Genomic DNA, 17,447 nt, shown 5'->3' with positions numbered 1-17,447 from the left:
TGGCGCCCACCACAGCCGCCGGCGACGGTTATAGGCGGGCCTGGAGTAGTGCAAGCGGCGACACAAATTCGTTATGTTTATCCGGTGCGGGGCGCCACTTTCTCGAAAATCTGGGATAAGCCCGAAGTCGGTTTTCAGCTGCATCGGTCGGATGCTGGCCGGTCGAGCGCCACGACGGTGATGATGGTGGAAATCCGCGCACTGGCCGACACGCTGCATACCCGTGTCCGGTCGAATGCGCCTGTCGGCCATTCCTCCGGATATTCCGCATTGAAGGCGGGTTTGCCCGCCGCGACATAGGGCGCGGCATCGGAACAGAAATTGTCCAGGACGCAGTCTTCGAACAGGATCGCATCGAATAGCGAAACGAGCTTGACCGATGATCCACCCGCATTCTTCTGCACAGGTTTCAGCCCATAGCTCCGGGCCCGGTTGGACAGGGCGGTGACATAATCGACCATATTCTGTTCCGTCAGAGCGAAGCCCGTGGTCGATGCCCCATCCTCGAATGAATCCATCACGTCGAATTCGACATAATCGAATCCCTTGTCGCGGCACATGCGCAATCGGTCATCCATGATCTGGATGAACTCGGGATAGCGGCGGATGTCGATATAGCGTTCCCCCGCAAAGCCGGGATAGCTGTTGCCCAACAGCCCGGAAATGGCGGCCAGGGCGGCATAGTCAGGGCGGTTATTTTCGGCCGATCCGATGTCGAGATAACAGATCGTCCTGATCCCGCTGGCCTTGGCGAGCGTCACATAACTGGCCGGGGTGTCGAACCCGTCGACATCGAGATAGGCGACCGCCGGGGGTGTCGCCGGCAATCCCTGACTCTGCAATATCCAGTCCCAACTGGACAGCGGCGTCGGTGACGGGGGCGGGGAGGGTGATGGACTGGGCGAAGGAGACGGCGAAGGCGTTGGCGCAGGAGTCGGTGTAGGCGCACTATCGTTGCTGCCTCCGCCGCCACAACTGGCCAGCATCAAGGCCGCGATGGCAAGGGCACTGATTTGCGAGAGCTTTTTGCGCGCGTGAAACACAATCATCGTCCCTGTAGTTTGGGAGCATTGATCCTGAATCAACGAAACGTTTCCGGCGGGACGGTCGATCGAAGCTGGCAGCTTTATAAAGAAAAACGGTTCATGCTTGGATATATCTATAGATATAGACATAATATTATAATCAATAGGTTCCTATGCTGAATATCCGGATAACAATGGCATTACCTGCAAAATTTTTTGGGGATATGTGTTCATTGAAGTTGACATTAGATCATGCCTAACAGCACATTAACCATGGGTAAAAACTTCTAAAAACCGAGTCGCCCCATCAAGATGCGCGGTGTGACTGTAGCCATATGCGGAGCTTCCTATCTTTTGGACCGCAAGGGCATTCGAGCAAAGTAATGCTTATACCCTGACACAGCCTCATTGGCGCGGATAATGGCCGGGACAGCCCGGATGGTATCGATTGTCATCGCTGCCAAAGAGGAGGCGTGTCTTTCATTATCCCATTTATGTACATGACTGGGTTTTACCGACAAAACCAAAATATATTCGGTCGCAAACTTATGACGTGATTTTCAGGATCCATAAGTTTGGGGGTTTGTCATGACCTTTGGCCACAGCGTCACAATAGACGGCTCTCTGGATGACTGGTTCGCGACCGATCGGATCGACGATAACAGTAATCCCGCCTATCAAATCTATTCAACCGTGGATAATGGCGACTTTGTCTTCGCCCTGAAGGCGCCTGTCGCCATCGGCACGAACACGACTGTCTGGCTGAACACGGATGGCAAGACCTCAACCGGCTATCAGATATTCGGATTTGCAGGAGGCGCGGAATATAACATCAATTTCGCGGCCGACGGGACGATCAATCTCTATACCGGCGGCGCAGGTCAGACCCTGGTGCTCAGCGGCCTGACCGCTGCCTGGTCCGCAGATCACACTGTCGTCGAATTCCGGCTGCCGACCGCCGCCGTCGGCAATCCGTCGGCGATGTACAGCTACTATGATATCAACGACACGACCTTCCTTCCGTCCAACTATCTGTCCGCCCCTTTCACGGTCTTCAATCAGCCGACCGCGACCGAGGCGCCCGACATGCGGATCGGTATCGTTTTTTCGCAGACGACGTCCGATGCCTATTTCAACTCGACCGCCTATTCCCAGCTCTTCATGTCGATCCAGTCCCAGGCGATGCAGGCCGGTATCCCCTTCGACATCTTGACCGAGGCCGATCTTACCGACCTCAACAAGCTTTCGCATTATGATGCGCTGGTGTTTCCGTCCTTCCGCAACGTGCCCGTCGACCAGGTGGAGGCGATCACCCACACGCTTGAAATAGCCAGCAAGCAATTGGGCATCGGACTTGTCGCCGCAGGCGAGTTCATGACGAACCAGCCCCATGTGAGTGGGGGCACCATTGGTGGCGATCCGCTTCCAGGCGATCCCTATGCCGCGATGAAGGTGCTGTTCGATGCCACGCGCGTCACGGGCGGCACCGGCAACGTGCAGGTGAACGCAACCGACCCGACCGGCCTCGTATTGGATCATTATACGAACGGGCAGCTCGTCAACAGCTATACCAATGTCGGATGGAATGCCTTCACCAGCGTCAGCGGCACCGGCCAGACGATCGCGACCGAAACCATCAATGGCGGCCAGACCTATTCGGCGGCCCTCGCCACCCAGACGGGACCGGCGCGCAACGTCCTCTTCTCCAGCGATGGTGTCATGGCCGACGCCAATATGCTGCAACAGGCGATAAGCTATGCGGTCAATGGGACCGGCCTGTCGGTGGGCCTGCATCTGACGCGCGATTCCGGCATCGTTGCCGCGCGTGTCGACATGGACCAAAGCCAGGAACTGGAGGACATAAGACCGCCGGATGGCTCGCCCGGCATCTACGACAAGCTGATCCCCATACTGACCCAATGGAAGGCCGCCTATAATTTCGTCGGCAGCTTCTTCGCCGTGGCGGGGACCAGCACCCAGGTCCAGCAGGCCGCGCTTCCCTATTACAGGGACATTCTGGCCCTCGGGAATGAAATCGGCACGCACAGCCTGACCCATCCGGAGGACACTAACAAGCTCACCGCGGCTCAGATCCAGACTGAGTTTCAGAGCAGCACCGCCATCCTCAACAGCCTGATCGGCAGCCCCTTCCAGGTGGCCGGTGCCGCTGTCCCCGGCATGCCGGAGACGCTGCCGGTTTCCCAGGAGATCATGAAATATGTGACGGATTATCTGACGGGCGGCTATGCGGCGCAGGGGGCGGGTTTTCCCAATGCCTTCGGCTACATGACGCCCGCCAACCAGAGCCAGATCTATTTCGCACCCAACACGTCCTTCGACTTCACCCTGGTCGAGTTCCAGGGCAAGAGCGTGGCGGACGCCACCACCGCATGGCTTGCCGAGTTCGACAAGCTCGTCGCCAATGCGGGGACCCCGGTCATCGTCTGGCCCTGGCATGATTATGGCGCGGCCGACTTTGTGTCGGGCAGTCCGACGGCGAACAGCCCCTATGACATTTCCATGTTCAACGCCTGGCTGCAACATGCCGTCGCGGCGAACATGGAATTCGTGACGCTGGACGATCTGGCTCATCGCATGATGGCGCTGAAGAACTCCACCATCACTTCAACCGTCGTCGGCAATACCATCACCGCCTCCGTCACCGGAGCCAATGTCGGCAATCTGTCGCTCGATGTCGACCGGCAGGGATCGTTGGTCATCCAGAATGTGACCGGCTGGTATGCCTATGACAAGGACAGCATATTCCTGCCGCAGAGCGGCGGCACCTTCACCATCCATATGGGCGCCGCGGCCGACGATGTGACGCATATCACGGACCTGCCGATGCGCTCCGTGCTGATGAGCCTCACCGGCGATGGCCGCAATCTCGCCTTCTCGCTCCAGGGCGAAGGGAAGGTCGTCATCGACATCGCCAATCCGGGCGGCAAGGCCGTCGTGGTAAACGGGGCCACGCTGGTAAGCCAGGTCGGCGAAATCGTGACACTCGATATCGGTAGCTATGGTTTGCACAATGTCACGCTGGAAACCGGCTATCCGCCGGTGATCACGTCCAATGGCGGTGGTGCCAGCGCGGCACTCTCCAGGGCGGAAAACGGCACAGCGGTCACCACCGTGACCGCGACCGATGCGGACGTCGGGACGGTTATCGCCTATTCCATCTCCGGTGGCGCGGATGCCGCCAAGTTCGCGATCAACAGCACGACCGGCGTGCTCTCCTTCGTCAATGCGCCCAATTTCGAAGCGCCGACCGATGTCGGCCAGAACAATGTCTACGACGTGATCGTCCGCGCGTCGGACGGCTATCTGTTCGATGATCAGGCCATTGCGGTCACCATCACCAATGTCAACGAGGCCCCCGTCATCACGTCGAACGGAGGTGGAGCATCGGCGGCGATTTCCGTGCCTGAAAACACCCTCCCGGTGACGATGGTCCAGGCGACCGATCCCGATGCGGGAACCACGCTGGTCTATTCCATTACCGGCGGACCCGATCGGACGGCATTTGCGATCGATCCCGCGACAGGCGCGCTCTCCTTCCTGAGCCCCCCCAATTATGATGCGCCGGGCGATGCGAACGGCAACAATGTCTATAGCGTGACCGTCCGCGCGTCCGATGGCGCGTTGTTCGACGAACAGGCGATCAACGTCACCGTCACCAATGTGAATGAATCCCCGCCCGTGATCACCTCGGGCGGCGGTGGCGATGCAGCGGCCATTTCTGTGTCCAGCGGGACGAAACCAGTCATGAAGGTGACGGCCATCGACCCGGATGCCAACACAGTGCTGGTCTATTCCATTTCCGGCGGGGCCGATGCCGCCAAATTCACCATCAATTCATCGACCGGGCAGCTCAATTTCGTGAATGCGCCGAATGTGCTGCTGCCGACCGATGCGGGCGGAAACAATGTCTATGACGTGACGGTTCGCGCGTCCGATGGAACGCTTTACGACGAACAAGCCATCGCCGTGACCGTCACGATCCTCAACGCGCCGCCGATCATCATCTCCAATGGCGGTGGCGCTTCGTCGACCATCCGGATGGCGGAAAACGGCACCGCCGTGACCAAGGTCGTCGCGACCGATGCCAATATCGGTCAGACCGTCACCTATTCGCTGGGTTCGGCCGTTGACGGCAACCTCTTCACTATCGACGCCCAGACCGGCGTCCTGACCTTCAAGACGGCTCCGGATTTCGAGAACCCCACCGACTCCAACCTGGACAATCGCTATCAGGTTCAGGTGCTCGCGACGGACAGTCTGGGAGCGCAGGATTTCCAGAACCTCACCGTTGTGATCAATAATGTGACGGGTGTGTCTTTGACCGCGCCAAGCGGTGGAGGAACGCTGATCGGCGGGGGCGAGGAAGATACGCTCAAGGGGGCAGCGGGCAACGACACGCTGATCGGCAACGGTGGCAACGACCGGTTGACGGGCAATGGCGGTGCCGACACCATCGACGGCGGCGCTGGCAACGACAGCATCACCGGCGGCGCGGGCGCGGATATATTGACCGGCGGTTCTGGTGCCGATCTGTTCATCTATAATGCGACGGGCAACAGTACGCCGCTGGCCATGGACCGGATCATGGATTTCGAGGAGGGGCTCGACAAGATCGACCTGTCCAGCATCGATGCCAACCCGGCATTGTCCGGCAACCAGGCGTTCGCCTTCGTCACGGGCGCCTTTACCGCGCCGGGACAGGTCCATGTCTATTCGAACGGCACGGATACATTTGTCGAGGCGAACACGGACAATAATCCCGCGACGGTGGAAATGGCGATCAGGTTGATCGGTGTGCACAATCTGACCGCGAGCGATTTCCTGCTTTAGGCCTGGACATGAAGAGGGCAGGAACATGGCTGGAATCGGTTTCAGGCTGGATCGCATAGCGCGGGAGGAGGGGCTTGGCGGCATGGGAGTGTCAGGATTTCCGTGTGCGGGCGGGCGGTTGATCATCAGGCCGCCATGGCTCTGATGAAACGTTCGCCGAAGATCACGGCAAATTGCGCCTTCGCCATGGTCCACTCACGTGGTGGCATCTTCCACTCTTTCTCCGACCGATTCAAGATCAGATAGAGCAGCTTGGTGGCGGCCTCGTCGCTGGGGAAGTGTCCCCTGGCCCTGACAGCCCGCCTGAGCTTCGAGTTCAAAGCTTCGATCGCGTTCGTGGTGTAGATGATCCGGCGGACCTCGTCGGGGAACGCAAAAAACGGGATCACCTCGCCCCAGGCGCGCCGCCAGCTCTGGCCGATGGCGGGATAGCGCTGCCCCCAAGGGCCAGCCTCAAATGCCGTCAGCGCCTTTTCGGCGGCATCCGCGTCGGTGGCACGGTAAATCTCCTTAAGCGCGCTGGCGAGGTTCTTGCGGTCCTTCCAGGAGACGAAGTCCATCGAGTTGCGCAGCAGGTGAACGATGCAGGTCTGGACGATCGCATCGGGGAACACTGCGGTGATCGCATCGGGAAAGCCCTTCAGGCCGTCAACGACGGCCAGCAGGATGTCTTCGACGCCACGGTTGCGAAGCTCGTTCATCACCCGAAGCCAGAACTTGGCACCCTCATTCTGCTCGAGCCACAGGCCGAGCACCTCCTTTGCGCCGTCGGCGCGGACGCCCAGCGCAATGTGGATCGCCTTGTTGCGCACCATGCCCTCGTCGCGGATCTTGACCCGGATCGCGTCGAAGAAGACCAGTGGGTAAACCGGATCGAGCGGCCGCTGCTGCCAAGTGGCGACCTCATCGAGCACGGCGTCGGTCACCGTGCTGATCAAATCGGGTGAGACGTCGATGCCGTAAAGATCGTGCAGGTGCCTGGTGATCTCGCGGGTGCTCATGCCGCGCGCGTACATCGACACGATCTTGTCGTCGAAGCCGGGAAAGCGGCGTTGATACTTGGCGATCAACTGCGGGTCGAAGCTCGACTGGCGATCGCGCGGTACGTCGATCGCCAACTTGCCGGTGTCGGTCATTACCGTCTTCCGACCGTAGCCGTTGCGCATGTTGCCGGCGCCGTCTTCGCCAGCGAGGTGGTGATCCATCTCCGCATTCAGGGCACGCTCTGTCAGCGCCTTCTTCAGCGAATCGAGCAGACCGCCCTGCTCGAAGGCGGCACTGGCAGCGCCGCCCGCCAAAAGCTGATCGAGAAGCTCATTCGGTATGGCAGGCTCTTTGCGTCGAGACATAGTGGGACTCCCTTTTTACCCATTATGCCCGCCCGCACACGGAAATCCTGACAGTCCCTGGCGGCATCGCCCATGCCACCTTCCAGGGCGCCGTCATCAGTTCCGGTCCGTGGCTGATAACCGCCTGCGCCATATTCCTGCTCCAGGGCTGGACCCGATCGGTCATGCAGCCTGCGGACCATGTGATCGTCCAGACCAGCCTGGTTTATGCCTTTGGCATTTCGACCGTCGTCACCGCGCCATTGGCGATGATCGCCACGCGCATGGCATCGGATCGCTTCTACCTTGGCGAGCGGGATGCCATTCCGTCGATCCTGATGGTTGCGATGGTGTTGGCCGCGATCGCGGCGCTGATCGCCGGCAATATTCTCTTCGGCCTTGCCGCTGCCATGCGTCCGGATCAATTCCTGCTGGCTACGGCCATCCTCACCCTGTTCGCGCAGATCTGGATCGCCAGCCCCTTCCTCCATGCGACATCCCGGCATGGGCCGATCTTCCTGGCCTATGTCTCGGGCATTGCCATGGCCGCCCTTTCGTTGGCCATTGTTCGGCCGACGACGCCTTCGGCTGTGCTGGCGACCATCGCCGCCGGTCTGGTGGTGACGCTGACACTGCTCATCACCGCGATCAGGGAGGATTTTCCGGGCAGTCCCGGCTGGCGGCTCGACTGGATCGGGCGGACGCCCGGCGTGGTTGCGCTGGGGGTCGCGGGCCTTGCCAATGCGCTGGCCATCTGGATCGACAAATGGCTGCTCTGGTGGGCGCCGGGGAGCATCCAGGCGGTCGGTGCACTCCGTGTCAATCCGATCAACGACCAGGCAAGCTTCCTTGGCCTGCTCACCATGATCCCCGGCCTGACGTTGATCCTGGTGACGACGGAGACGCGTTTCGACCGTGCCTTTACCGAACTGATGGTGCAATGCACGGGCACGGCCAACTGGCGCCGGATCGAAAAGGCACGGCGCAAGGTCGGCAGCACGATCCGGCTGGACCTGCGTCTGCTGGTGGTCCAGCAGGCCATATTGGCCGGTTTCTGCTGGGTGCTGGCGCCGGAAATCGTCCGCCTGCTGGACCTCAACGCGCGGGGCATATTCGGTTTCCGCCTGACGGCGGTGGGCGCGGTGTTTCATCTCGTCGTCATCCAGATGAGCATCATCCTATCCTATTACGACCTTTCAGGCAGGATCGTCGCCGTCTGGGGCAGCTTCCTCGTCGCCAGCGCTATCGGAACATGGCTGCTCCGCGACATGGGCTTTGCCGGTTTCGGCTTCGGTTATCTCGCGGGGGCCGTGACCGGCGCTTCGCTGGCGGTGGCGCTGGTCGCGCAGGCCACCGGTAATCTCACCTATCTTCTCTTCGTCGGCAACAATCCGGCGGTGGTCGGCAATGCGAGATTCTGGCCATGAGTCCGGTTTCTCTTCGCCGTCGCGATCTTTTCGCGCTGTCGCTGATGGTGTTCGGCCTGTCGGCACGGGCGCTTCCCGAAACCCGACATGCCGGGGCCTGGGGCGTGGACTATGGCGGGGTGACGGATCCGGCCATGGCCCGTCAGTTCAAACTGCTCGTGCTGGAACCCGATTTTCCGCGCCCCGTGGCGCCGTTGCGAGGCGAGGGGAGCCGCTTGCTCGGCTATATCAGCATGGGCGAAGTTCATGGCGGCCGTCCCTTTGTTGCCGAACTGGACAGGGCAGGGGCCTTGCGCCAGCCCAATCCCAATTGGCCCGAGGCGCGGTTGGTCGACCTGCGCGATCCCACCTGGACGAAGCTGGTGCTCGACCGGCTCGTGCCCGCGATCCTGGCGAAGGGCTATGATGGCATCTTCATGGATACGCTCGACAATGCCGAGGCGCTGGAACGGCAGGATGGCGATAGGAACCAGGGCATGACCGCGGGCGCCGCCCGGCTGGTGGAGGCCATTCGCACGCGGTTCCCCGGTATCACCATCATGATGAACCGGGGCTATGCGTTGCTGCCGGTGGTCGCGACCCAGATCGATCTGGTGCTGGCAGAGGCGATGGCGTCCCGCTGGAGCTTCGCGGATGGGCGTTATGAAATGACGTCCGCGGACGATTGGGCATGGCAGGCCGGGCATCTGCTCGCCGCGCGGCAGATCAATCCACGTCTCGTCCTCGCCACACTCGATTATTGGGACCCGCAGGACCAGGCGACCGTCGCCAGCCTCTATGCGCGCGAACGCGCCGCCGGGTTCCAGCCCTATGTATCCACCCTGGCCCTCGACCGGCTCATTCCGGAGCCCCGCACATGAACATTGGAGCCATGAACATCCCGGCGTTGCGCAAGCCGAACGCGGCCTTCCTCGGCCCGATCCTGGCGGGCGGCCTGCTGCTTGCCGCCACGGTCGTGCTGATGCCCGATCGCTGGCAGATCGCGGATGCCATTCGCCGGGGTACATTCTCGCCGCCTCCGGCCGCCATCCCGCTGCCGCCGCCCAGCACCGCCCAATTGATGCAGCGCTTTTCAGGGGGCAAGCGGCTGGCCTTGCCCGATCTTCAGCGCCTGATGGCGGCATCGGCGACCACCGCGAGCGCCTCCACGCTTTCCGCGATCGCCGACGCGCTGGCGAAGGGCCATGCCCCTGTCGCAACCGACCGGGTCAGCTATGACATATTGGCGAGCGGGCGGCCGGACGTCGCCCTGGCCTTTCTGGAGAGCCGTCCGGATCGCGCTGCTCCCGCTCTTTGGCGCCTGCGCTTCGACCTGCATCGCAAGACGGGCGACCTGGCGGGTGCCGCCGACCTGCTGCGGTCTGCCGCGATCACGCCCGGAAACGCGCCGCCGCAGCATCTGGTGGAGGCGGCCTATGCCCTGGCCACGCCCGAAATATTGATCACCGCCGCCGAACATGGTGCGATTCCGCCGCTCAGCCAGGCGCAGGCACTCGATCTGGCGTCATGGGCGAACACGGCGCAGCGTTATGATCTGATTTCCCGCATCGACCGGGCGGGTACGCCCGGCTGGCGTGCCGCCAATCCCTGGCTGGCCATGACCCTTGCTCAAAGGTCCGGGGATAGCGGATCGGCCCTTCGCTACGCTGCCCTGCTGCCCTCCGGCCGAGATGCGGCGCGGGAGAGCATCATCATGGCATCGGGTGATCCGCAGGCGATGCGGCAATATTTGCTCGCTCAGGCGTCGGCCAAGGGCGCCGACGGTTCCGCCATCGCCCAGCGATTGCTGGAAAAGGGATTCCGCCCCGATGCCATTGCGCTGCTCAGGCAGCAATCGGCCAAGGGAGCGAGCGATGAGGATGTTTCGGCGCGCATGCTTTATCTGATGGGGCCGCGCCCGGCAGGGGAGGATCTGGACTGGTTGCGGTCCCGCGCGTCGGCCGACCCGCGCTGGCTGGCGGCCTATATTGAGCGGGAACAGCCCGCCAAGGCGCTGGCCTTCGTCGAATCCCGCCCGGCGGCGGATAGCAGCGACATGCTGGTGCAGCGCATCGCGCTTGCCAATGCAGCGCGGGACCGTGTGGCGGCGGCACGGGCGCTGGACGGGTTGCTTGACGGCCGTCCCTTGTCCGCCATGCAGCTCAAGGCTGCCGCCACGGCCACCGTTCCGGCGGACAGGGCCGGGAGATATGCGCTTGCCCTGGCTCGCGCCCGGATCGCGGCGGGGCAGGGGGAAGCGTCCGATCGCCTGAGCCTGGCATGGGACGGCTGGAACAGAGGTGACGCGGCGGAAACCGCTGGGCAATTGCTGGACTATTTGCGGGATCGGCCCGATGACCGGGCTGCCCTGCGCCTGATGGCGGACGCGCAGGCGAAGCTCAGGGGCGAGCCCGCCGCTCGGCCTTGGCTGGAACGGCTTTTGGCCAACACGCCGCCATCGATCGAGCGAGCGGAATTGCTGAACCGGCTGGGCCGTACGTCCGACGCCATGGCGATGGTGGAAACGCTGCGCCAGGCAACGCCCAATGACCGCAGGCTGGACATCATGCTGTCTCGGCTGCTCATCGCCTCCGGGGATCCGGGACGGGCGAGGAAGGTGCTGCGGCCATGACGCCACTGGTCGCAGCTCTTCTGCTGTCAGTGCCGCCGCTGCCCTTCCTCACCGCGGCGCTGCCGCCCGATACCGGCGTTTCGGCTCTGGCCGAGGCGCGGACGGTCGACCTGCAATGGAGCGAGGATGTTCATCTGCAACTTCAAAATGACGGCTATGAACTGGTCGTCCGCTTCGATCGGCCGATTGCGGACGAGAGGCTGAAGGCTTTTGCCAGGATAGCGGGCGACGATCTCGCCGATCTGCGCTGGAACGACAACAGCCTGTTGCTGCGTTCCGCGGCCGGACGTCGGTTGGAGGCCAGCGCCGACGGGCGCAACCTCCACGTCAGCTTCGTTCCGGAACCCGAATTCCCGGCAACTCCTGTCGTCGGCAGCGCACCGCCATCGCCCGACATGGACCTCGAACTCGCCATAGCGAGAGCGCAGGCCGATGCAGCGGCGGGTTATCCCGACCTGGCGCGGCGGCGGCTTGCTCCGCTGGCGGCCGCGCATCCCGACGACAAGCGGATACAGCGCCTGCTGGCCGACATGGAAATAGCCGAAGGCGCGCTGGCCCTGGGGGCGGGGCGTTACCGCAATCTGGCGGCGGACGATCCCTTTGCGCGGCAGACCCTGGCGGAATCCGGCGGCAATGTGGCAGCGGCGCTGACATTGCGCGGCGGCAAGGTCTTCTGGCAGGCGGAGGGCGGCCTCAACGGGATGATACCGATCAACCCGCAAATTTCGGCTGGGGCAGGTCTGCGCTGGTTCCGGTCGGAAGCCGACACGGTCTATGGACCCACCGGCATCCTTGGCAACCGCACCTCACGCTCGACCATTGGCGACCTGTTCGCGACGATCAACCTCGGACCTGTCTCGCGCCTGGAATTTCAGGGCAGCGCCCAACTGGACGAAAAGGTCGCCGGCGCCGGGTTGCGCCTGTTCGCGGGGCCGCCCGAAAGGCAGGGGCGGTTGGTGCTGGCCTATCATCTGCCCGATCTCGCCACGCCCGAACAGTCGACCTTCGGCGGTCACATCAGCCGCGCCGGGCTGGGCGGCACGATCCGCCTGACGCCGGAACTGGTGGTGCAGGCTGACGGCGCCTGGAACGGCTATGGGCTGAGAGGCACCGGTGCCCGGACGCGCAGCTTCACCGCGGCGGGCGGGTTCGACTATCTGCTGCGGCGGGGAAAGCCGTCCCTGGCCTTCAGTTACCGGCTGGACGCCGAATATGTCGATCGCACCGATACAAGGCCCAACGGCCTTGCCTATATTCCGCTGAGCGACCGGGAGAACCACAGCTTCCAACTGGTGTCCGGCATGTCCTGGACCCGCTGGCAGTTGACGGGTGCCGCCGGCTGGACCTTCGATCGGAAGGGCAAGACCAATGGCCCGACCGCCAATATCAGCGCCACGGGGCGGTTGAGCGATGGCTGGCGCTTGCAGGCGAGCGGTGGCGTCAGTTCCATCAGCCGGCCGGGCATTTCGGGACGGCAGCTATATCTGCGCGTGGCGCTGACGCGCTATCTGGGGAGGCATTGATGCTGAAAAAGCAGCCCATCCTTCTGCAATGCGCCGAAATGCTGGTCCTGTTCGCCATATTGATCGCGATCGATCAGGGGCTGTTGCATGGTGACGCTTATTCCGACCTGAACCCCAATCCCTACTGGTTGCCGGTGCTGGTCATGGCGATCGCCTATGGGACCGGCACGGGATTGCTGGCGGGGGCCATCGCTTCGGCCATCTGGCTTTGCTGGTCGAACATCTGGTCGGGGCCGGCGGATCATCTGGAGCAGCAATTGCGCCTGTCCATCCAGCCGATGTTGTGGATGGTAACGGCGCTCATCGTCGGCGAGGTGACGGCCAGCAGGCGCAACCGGATCGCCGATCAACGGCGACAGCATCAGGCGATGGAACGCAACTGGAAGAAGCTGGCCGAAGTGGTCGCGCGTCTGACCGACACCAATCGCAGGCTCCAGGTGCGGATCGCAACGGAGCAGCGGACGGTGGTCGAGGCGATTGCGGCCGGTCTCGGCCTGACCGAATCCGATCCGGAGCGTCAGATCGATGCCGTCGCCCGCATGATCGCACTGGCCGCCCAGACCGACGACTTCACTTTCTACGACGTGCGCGGGAGCCAGGTCGTGGCGCGCTTCGGAGGCAGGACGCCATCGGGCCAGCCGTCCGATCTCACCAAGTCGATGCTGGTTCAGGCCATGCTTGCCGGGCCGCGCGTGTTGCAGAATGACGATCCGGCCGATCAAGCGATGCTGGCGCAGATCGGTTCGATCGCCCTGCCGGTCATGGGGGCAGGGGATCAGCTGGCGGGGATCATCATCATCCATAGCGTCGGCAGGATCACTGCGGCCTATATGACGCAATTGCTGCACGTCACCGATCTGCTGGGGAAGAGCAGCGCGCTGTTCGGCCGTGAGCCGGCCTTCACCGCCAAATGGCAGATGCCGGAAGGCAAGGTCGCGTGATCGCGCTGCTCGCCCTTGGTTCGATCATCGAATTTCTGCTGCTTGTCCAGGCGCTGCTGGCAGGGGCGGCGTCCATTTACTGGTTCGCGCCGATGCATTTGACGCTCACCATCGCTGCGCTGCTGCTGACGATGCGGAAGTTGCGGGGCATGAGCGCGCTGCAATGCTTTGCCTTGCCGATAGGGGCGGCGATGGGCCCGCCGGGTATGTTGTTCTGCCTGTTGATCGCGCCGCTGGCGGCCAGTTCCAGGCGCAAAAGGCAGATCGTCTACAACAATGTCCGCATCCGCCGCTATCGGATCGGCAATAGCCTCTCGCCGGTCGAGCGGCTGGGCCGGATACTCGACGATCGGATACGCTACCCTGATTGCGACGAAATCGGATCATTGGCGACGATGTTGCGCTACGGCAGCCTGCAAGCGCGTTATAGAGCGTTGGAAACGGCCGTGATTTCGTTCGAACCGCGGCTTTCCCCCTTGATCGTCATGGCCCTGTCCGACGAGGATCAGACCATCCGCGCCCTGGCCGCCGCCGCTGCCGCGCAGGTCAGCTATAATCTGGCCCAGCAGAGCAGCGAATTGCAGGCGCGTATCGCGCCGAGCCAGAATCTGGACGACCGTTACGCGCTCGCGATGTTATTTGCCGACCATGGTTGTTTCAACCAGCTCCTGCCGCAGTCCCAGCGAACCCGCCTCTGTCAGGAGGCCGGCCGGAAGCTGGATGAAATCGCCGAACAACTGTCCGCTGCGGACATTCGCCGTCGTGCGCTGCGCGAGGTGCGGGCCCATGTCGGACGAGCGATGGAACGGGACAGGGACGCGCAGTCCAGGTCCCTGCGCAACTCTCGCATGGAGTTGTCGCCCTGATGTCCGACAGTGCGGACAGCGATGTATGCCTGATCGTCGAGGGCGCATATCCCTTCGTCGTCGGCGGCGTTTCAAGCTGGCTGCAAGACCTGATCCTGTCCATGCCCGACCTTCGATTTTCCCTTGTCGCGATCAAGGCCGGGGCGATGCAACAGCCCTGGCGCGTGGTGCCCCCGTCCAATGTCGTGGAGGTGATCGAAGTTCCGCTGCTGATCGAGCCGTGCCTTCCGCGCCGTTATCCTGCCGCGCAGATGAAGCGTATCGGCCGTTTGCTGCTCGCCTTCCTGTCCACGGGAGGAAAGGGGGAACTGATAAGGTTGCGGCAGGAGATCGAGCAACTCAAGCCGCCTCCGGCAGCGGGCGATCTGCTCTCCAACCCGGAAATATTCGACCTCTTCACTCATTATTATGACACAGCCTTTCGTTCGGCATCCTTCCATCACTTCTTCTGGGCGATGCGGGTGCTGCTGGGCGGCTTGCTCAAGATGCTGCTCGTGCCCTTGCCCAAGGCCAAGGTCTATCACACCATATCGACCGGCTTTGCGGGCCTTTTGGCGGCGCGGGCCGCCTATGAAACCGGCCAGCCTGCCTTCATCACCGAACATGGCATCTACATGCTGGAACGGCAGATCGAGATCATGATGGCGGACTGGATCGGCGACCAGATCGAAACCGGCCTGACGCTCGAGCGGGAAGGGCACGACCTGCGCGATCTTTGGCTGGCCGTGTTTCAGACCTATACGCGTGCCTGCTATGATGCCTGCAATCCGATCATCGCGCTCTATGGCGCCAATAACCAGACGCAGCGGCGGCTGGGCGCCCCGCAGGAGCGATTGAGGGTCATCCCCAACGGCATAGACGCGGATCGCTTTGCCCATCTCGAGCACAAGGGGGACCCCGCGAGGCCGCTCGTGGCGCTGATCGGGCGCGTGGTGCCGATCAAGGACGTGAAGACCTTCATCCGGGCGGCCGGATTCGTCCTGGCGGAGATGCCCGAAGTGCGCTTCGCCATATTGGGTCCTCTGGACGAGGACCCCGACTATGCCGCCGATTGCGAGGCGCTGGTCAAGGAATTGGGAATCGTCAATGCGGTACAATTTGCCGGGCGGGTCAACGTTGCCGAATGGCTGCCCCGCATCGACCTGCTCGTCCTGACCAGCCTGTCGGAAGCGCAACCGCTGGTCATATTGGAGGGGGGAGCATGCGGCGTGCCGGTGGTGGCACCCGATGTCGGCAGTTGCCGCGAGATGATCGAGGGACGCTCGCCCCGCGTCGATCGGCCCGGCGGCATCGTCACTGAACTGGTCAACCCGGACGGGACGGCGGCGGCCATCCTCCGGCTACTGCGCGCGCCGTCGCTGCGCCGCGCAATGGGCGAAGCGCTGCGCGATCGCGTGGCGAAGGATTATGATCGCAGCGCCATCATCGCGGAATATCGGCACATCTACAGCATGCTCGGCGCCCAGGCCCGCTTTTCGGAACTGCAATGATCAATGCTCCCGGAAGGAGAGCCATAACGACTGGGTGAGGGGTTCCAACGCATATTGCAGCGCCGTCCGGGCATGAAGCGGCACCAGTATCTGAACCGGCATCCCGGCCTTGAGATTGAAATCCTGTCCCCGCTTGCCGCGGATGATGTCCAGTTCCTTCGACGGCACCGTGATTTCCCCGGTGTAGAAGGACAGGCCGGTCTTTTCGTCCTGGAAACTGTCCGCCGACAGCCGGGTGATCCGGCCGTCCATGATCGGCAGGTCGCGTTCATGCAGGCTGTTGAAGCGTATCTGGGCGTTCTGCCCGACTTTCAGGTCGTCGATATCGTCCGGCGAAATGCGCGCCTCGATGACCAGGCCCGCGCGGTCGGGCACGACGTCCATCAGTTTCTGGCCCGGTGCGATCACGCCGCCCACGGTGAAAACGCTCAATCCCACCACCGTACCGGTCGCGGGAGCGCGAATGGCGAGTCGCGCCAGTTGATCCTTGGCCGCGCGATATTTGGGGGCAACCTCGTTCAGCGAAAATTCGACGTCGCGCAGTTCGGAAGCGGCGCGCTCCTTATACGCTTTTTCAGCTTCCAGCGCCTTCAGGCGGTTTTCGCCAGCCTCGGCGCCCGACCTGGCGATGCTGGCCGAATATTGCCCCTCCTGCCCCTGAAGGTCGGCGCGCGCCCGTTCCAGCGCCCGGATGCGCGATTTGGAGACGAAGCCTTTCTCCGCCACGTCTTGCAGGCTGTCCAGTTCCTCCCCGATCAGCCGTGCCTGTTCCGAAGAAGCCGCCAGTTGCGACCTGTAACCGCGCGCCGTCTCCTGCACCTGGCTGGCCTGTTCGCGCAGGACGCCGGTCTGCGCCGTCAGCACGGAGGAGCGGCTGTTGAATTGCGTCGTCTGGAGCTTGATCGCCTCCTGCGCATCCTCCTTTTCCTGTCCTTGAAGGGTCGCGAATTCGGCCGGCCATTCGACATGGTTCGCGCCAAGCTGCTCGGCGATCAGCCGGGCGCGCTGTGCCTGGAGTTCGATATATTGTGCGCCGTACATGCGCGCTTGCGCCCGTACATCCGCTGCCGCCAGCTCCATCAGCGGCTGGCCCTGACGGACATGCTGCCCTTCCTTGACGAAGATCGCGCCGACCACGCCGCCGTCGCGATGCTGGACGGATTGACGTTGACCCGCCACGGTCAGCCGGCCAGCCGCATAGGCGGCTGCATCCAACCGGGCAAAGGCGGCCCAGCCCAGGAAGACGACGAAAAACAGGACCGCGATGATGATGCCGGTCCGCATGTCGCGATCCGGCCGGTCGTCGATCACCGGTGTCTCATAGCCACCCGGATGGGTCAGGCGGATCGCCCCGCTGGCGTCGCTGAGCTGAATGTCCCCCATGG

11 protein-coding genes are annotated in these 17,447 nt (G+C 62.8%); 8 read left to right on the top strand and 3 right to left on the bottom strand.

The genetic code is table 11. The features are described 5' to 3' along the window. Positions 1-134: 134 nt before the first annotated feature. Positions 135-986 (bottom strand): endo alpha-1,4 polygalactosaminidase, encoded by an 852-nt coding sequence (locus YP76_RS07615; RefSeq protein ID WP_269748634.1) that lies wholly within the window; start codon positions 984-986, stop codon positions 135-137. A gap of 627 nt (positions 987-1,613) precedes the next feature. Here YP76_RS07615 and YP76_RS07610 point away from each other — a divergent pair. Further along, positions 1,614-5,876 (top strand): cadherin domain-containing protein, encoded by a 4,263-nt coding sequence (locus YP76_RS07610; protein WP_046762990.1) that lies wholly within the window; start codon positions 1,614-1,616, stop codon positions 5,874-5,876. A 125-nt stretch (positions 5,877-6,001) separates the two neighbouring features. Here the strand turns inward: YP76_RS07610 and YP76_RS07605 are convergent, their stop codons facing one another. After that, positions 6,002-7,225: an IS256-like element ISSpwi2 family transposase gene (locus YP76_RS07605; protein WP_014082638.1), complete on the bottom strand. Its 1,224-nt coding sequence runs from the start codon at positions 7,223-7,225 to the stop codon at positions 6,002-6,004. Positions 7,226-7,269: 44 nt separating this feature from the next. On the opposite strand from YP76_RS07605, the gene pelG reads away from it, so the two are divergent. The 7 genes from pelG to pelF are packed head-to-tail and all read left to right on the top strand — an operon-like array spanning position 7,270 to position 16,062. Continuing rightward, positions 7,270-8,631, top strand: a complete 1,362-nt coding sequence (gene pelG, locus YP76_RS07600; protein ID WP_046762989.1) for an exopolysaccharide Pel transporter PelG — start codon at positions 7,270-7,272, stop codon at positions 8,629-8,631. Beyond that, entirely contained in the window at positions 8,628-9,491 is an 864-nt protein-coding gene (locus YP76_RS07595) for an endo alpha-1,4 polygalactosaminidase (protein ID WP_046762988.1), read from the top strand. The genes pelG and YP76_RS07595 overlap by 4 nt, the downstream gene beginning before the upstream one ends. Continuing rightward, positions 9,488-11,242, top strand: coding sequence for a tetratricopeptide repeat protein (locus YP76_RS07590; protein ID WP_232307478.1), 1,755 nt, complete (start codon positions 9,488-9,490; stop codon positions 11,240-11,242). Before YP76_RS07595 ends, YP76_RS07590 begins: the two co-directional genes overlap by 4 nt. Next, on the top strand, positions 11,239-12,765 hold the full coding sequence (locus YP76_RS07585) for a hypothetical protein (protein ID WP_046762986.1): 1,527 nt from the start codon (positions 11,239-11,241) through the stop codon (positions 12,763-12,765). Before YP76_RS07590 ends, YP76_RS07585 begins: the two co-directional genes overlap by 4 nt. After that, positions 12,765-13,706, top strand: coding sequence for a hypothetical protein (locus YP76_RS07580; RefSeq protein ID WP_046762985.1), 942 nt, complete (start codon positions 12,765-12,767; stop codon positions 13,704-13,706). Before YP76_RS07585 ends, YP76_RS07580 begins: the two co-directional genes overlap by 1 nt. Further along, positions 13,703-14,572, top strand: a complete 870-nt coding sequence (locus YP76_RS07575; protein WP_046762984.1) for a hypothetical protein — start codon at positions 13,703-13,705, stop codon at positions 14,570-14,572. Before YP76_RS07580 ends, YP76_RS07575 begins: the two co-directional genes overlap by 4 nt. Continuing rightward, on the top strand, positions 14,572-16,062 hold the full coding sequence (gene pelF, locus YP76_RS07570) for a GT4 family glycosyltransferase PelF (protein WP_232307477.1): 1,491 nt from the start codon (positions 14,572-14,574) through the stop codon (positions 16,060-16,062). Before YP76_RS07575 ends, pelF begins: the two co-directional genes overlap by 1 nt. On the opposite strand, the gene YP76_RS07565 is transcribed toward pelF, so the two are convergent. Next, complete coding sequence (locus YP76_RS07565) at positions 16,063-17,445, bottom strand: HlyD family type I secretion periplasmic adaptor subunit (RefSeq protein ID WP_046762982.1); 1,383 nt, start codon at positions 17,443-17,445, stop codon at positions 16,063-16,065. It abuts the gene before it with no gap. Between the last annotated feature and the right edge of the window lie 2 nt (positions 17,446-17,447).

This window comes from Sphingobium chungbukense (assembly GCF_001005725.1).
GTDB lineage: Bacteria > Pseudomonadota > Alphaproteobacteria > Sphingomonadales > Sphingomonadaceae > Sphingobium > Sphingobium chungbukense.
This window is presented reverse-complemented; position numbering and strand designations above follow the sequence as displayed.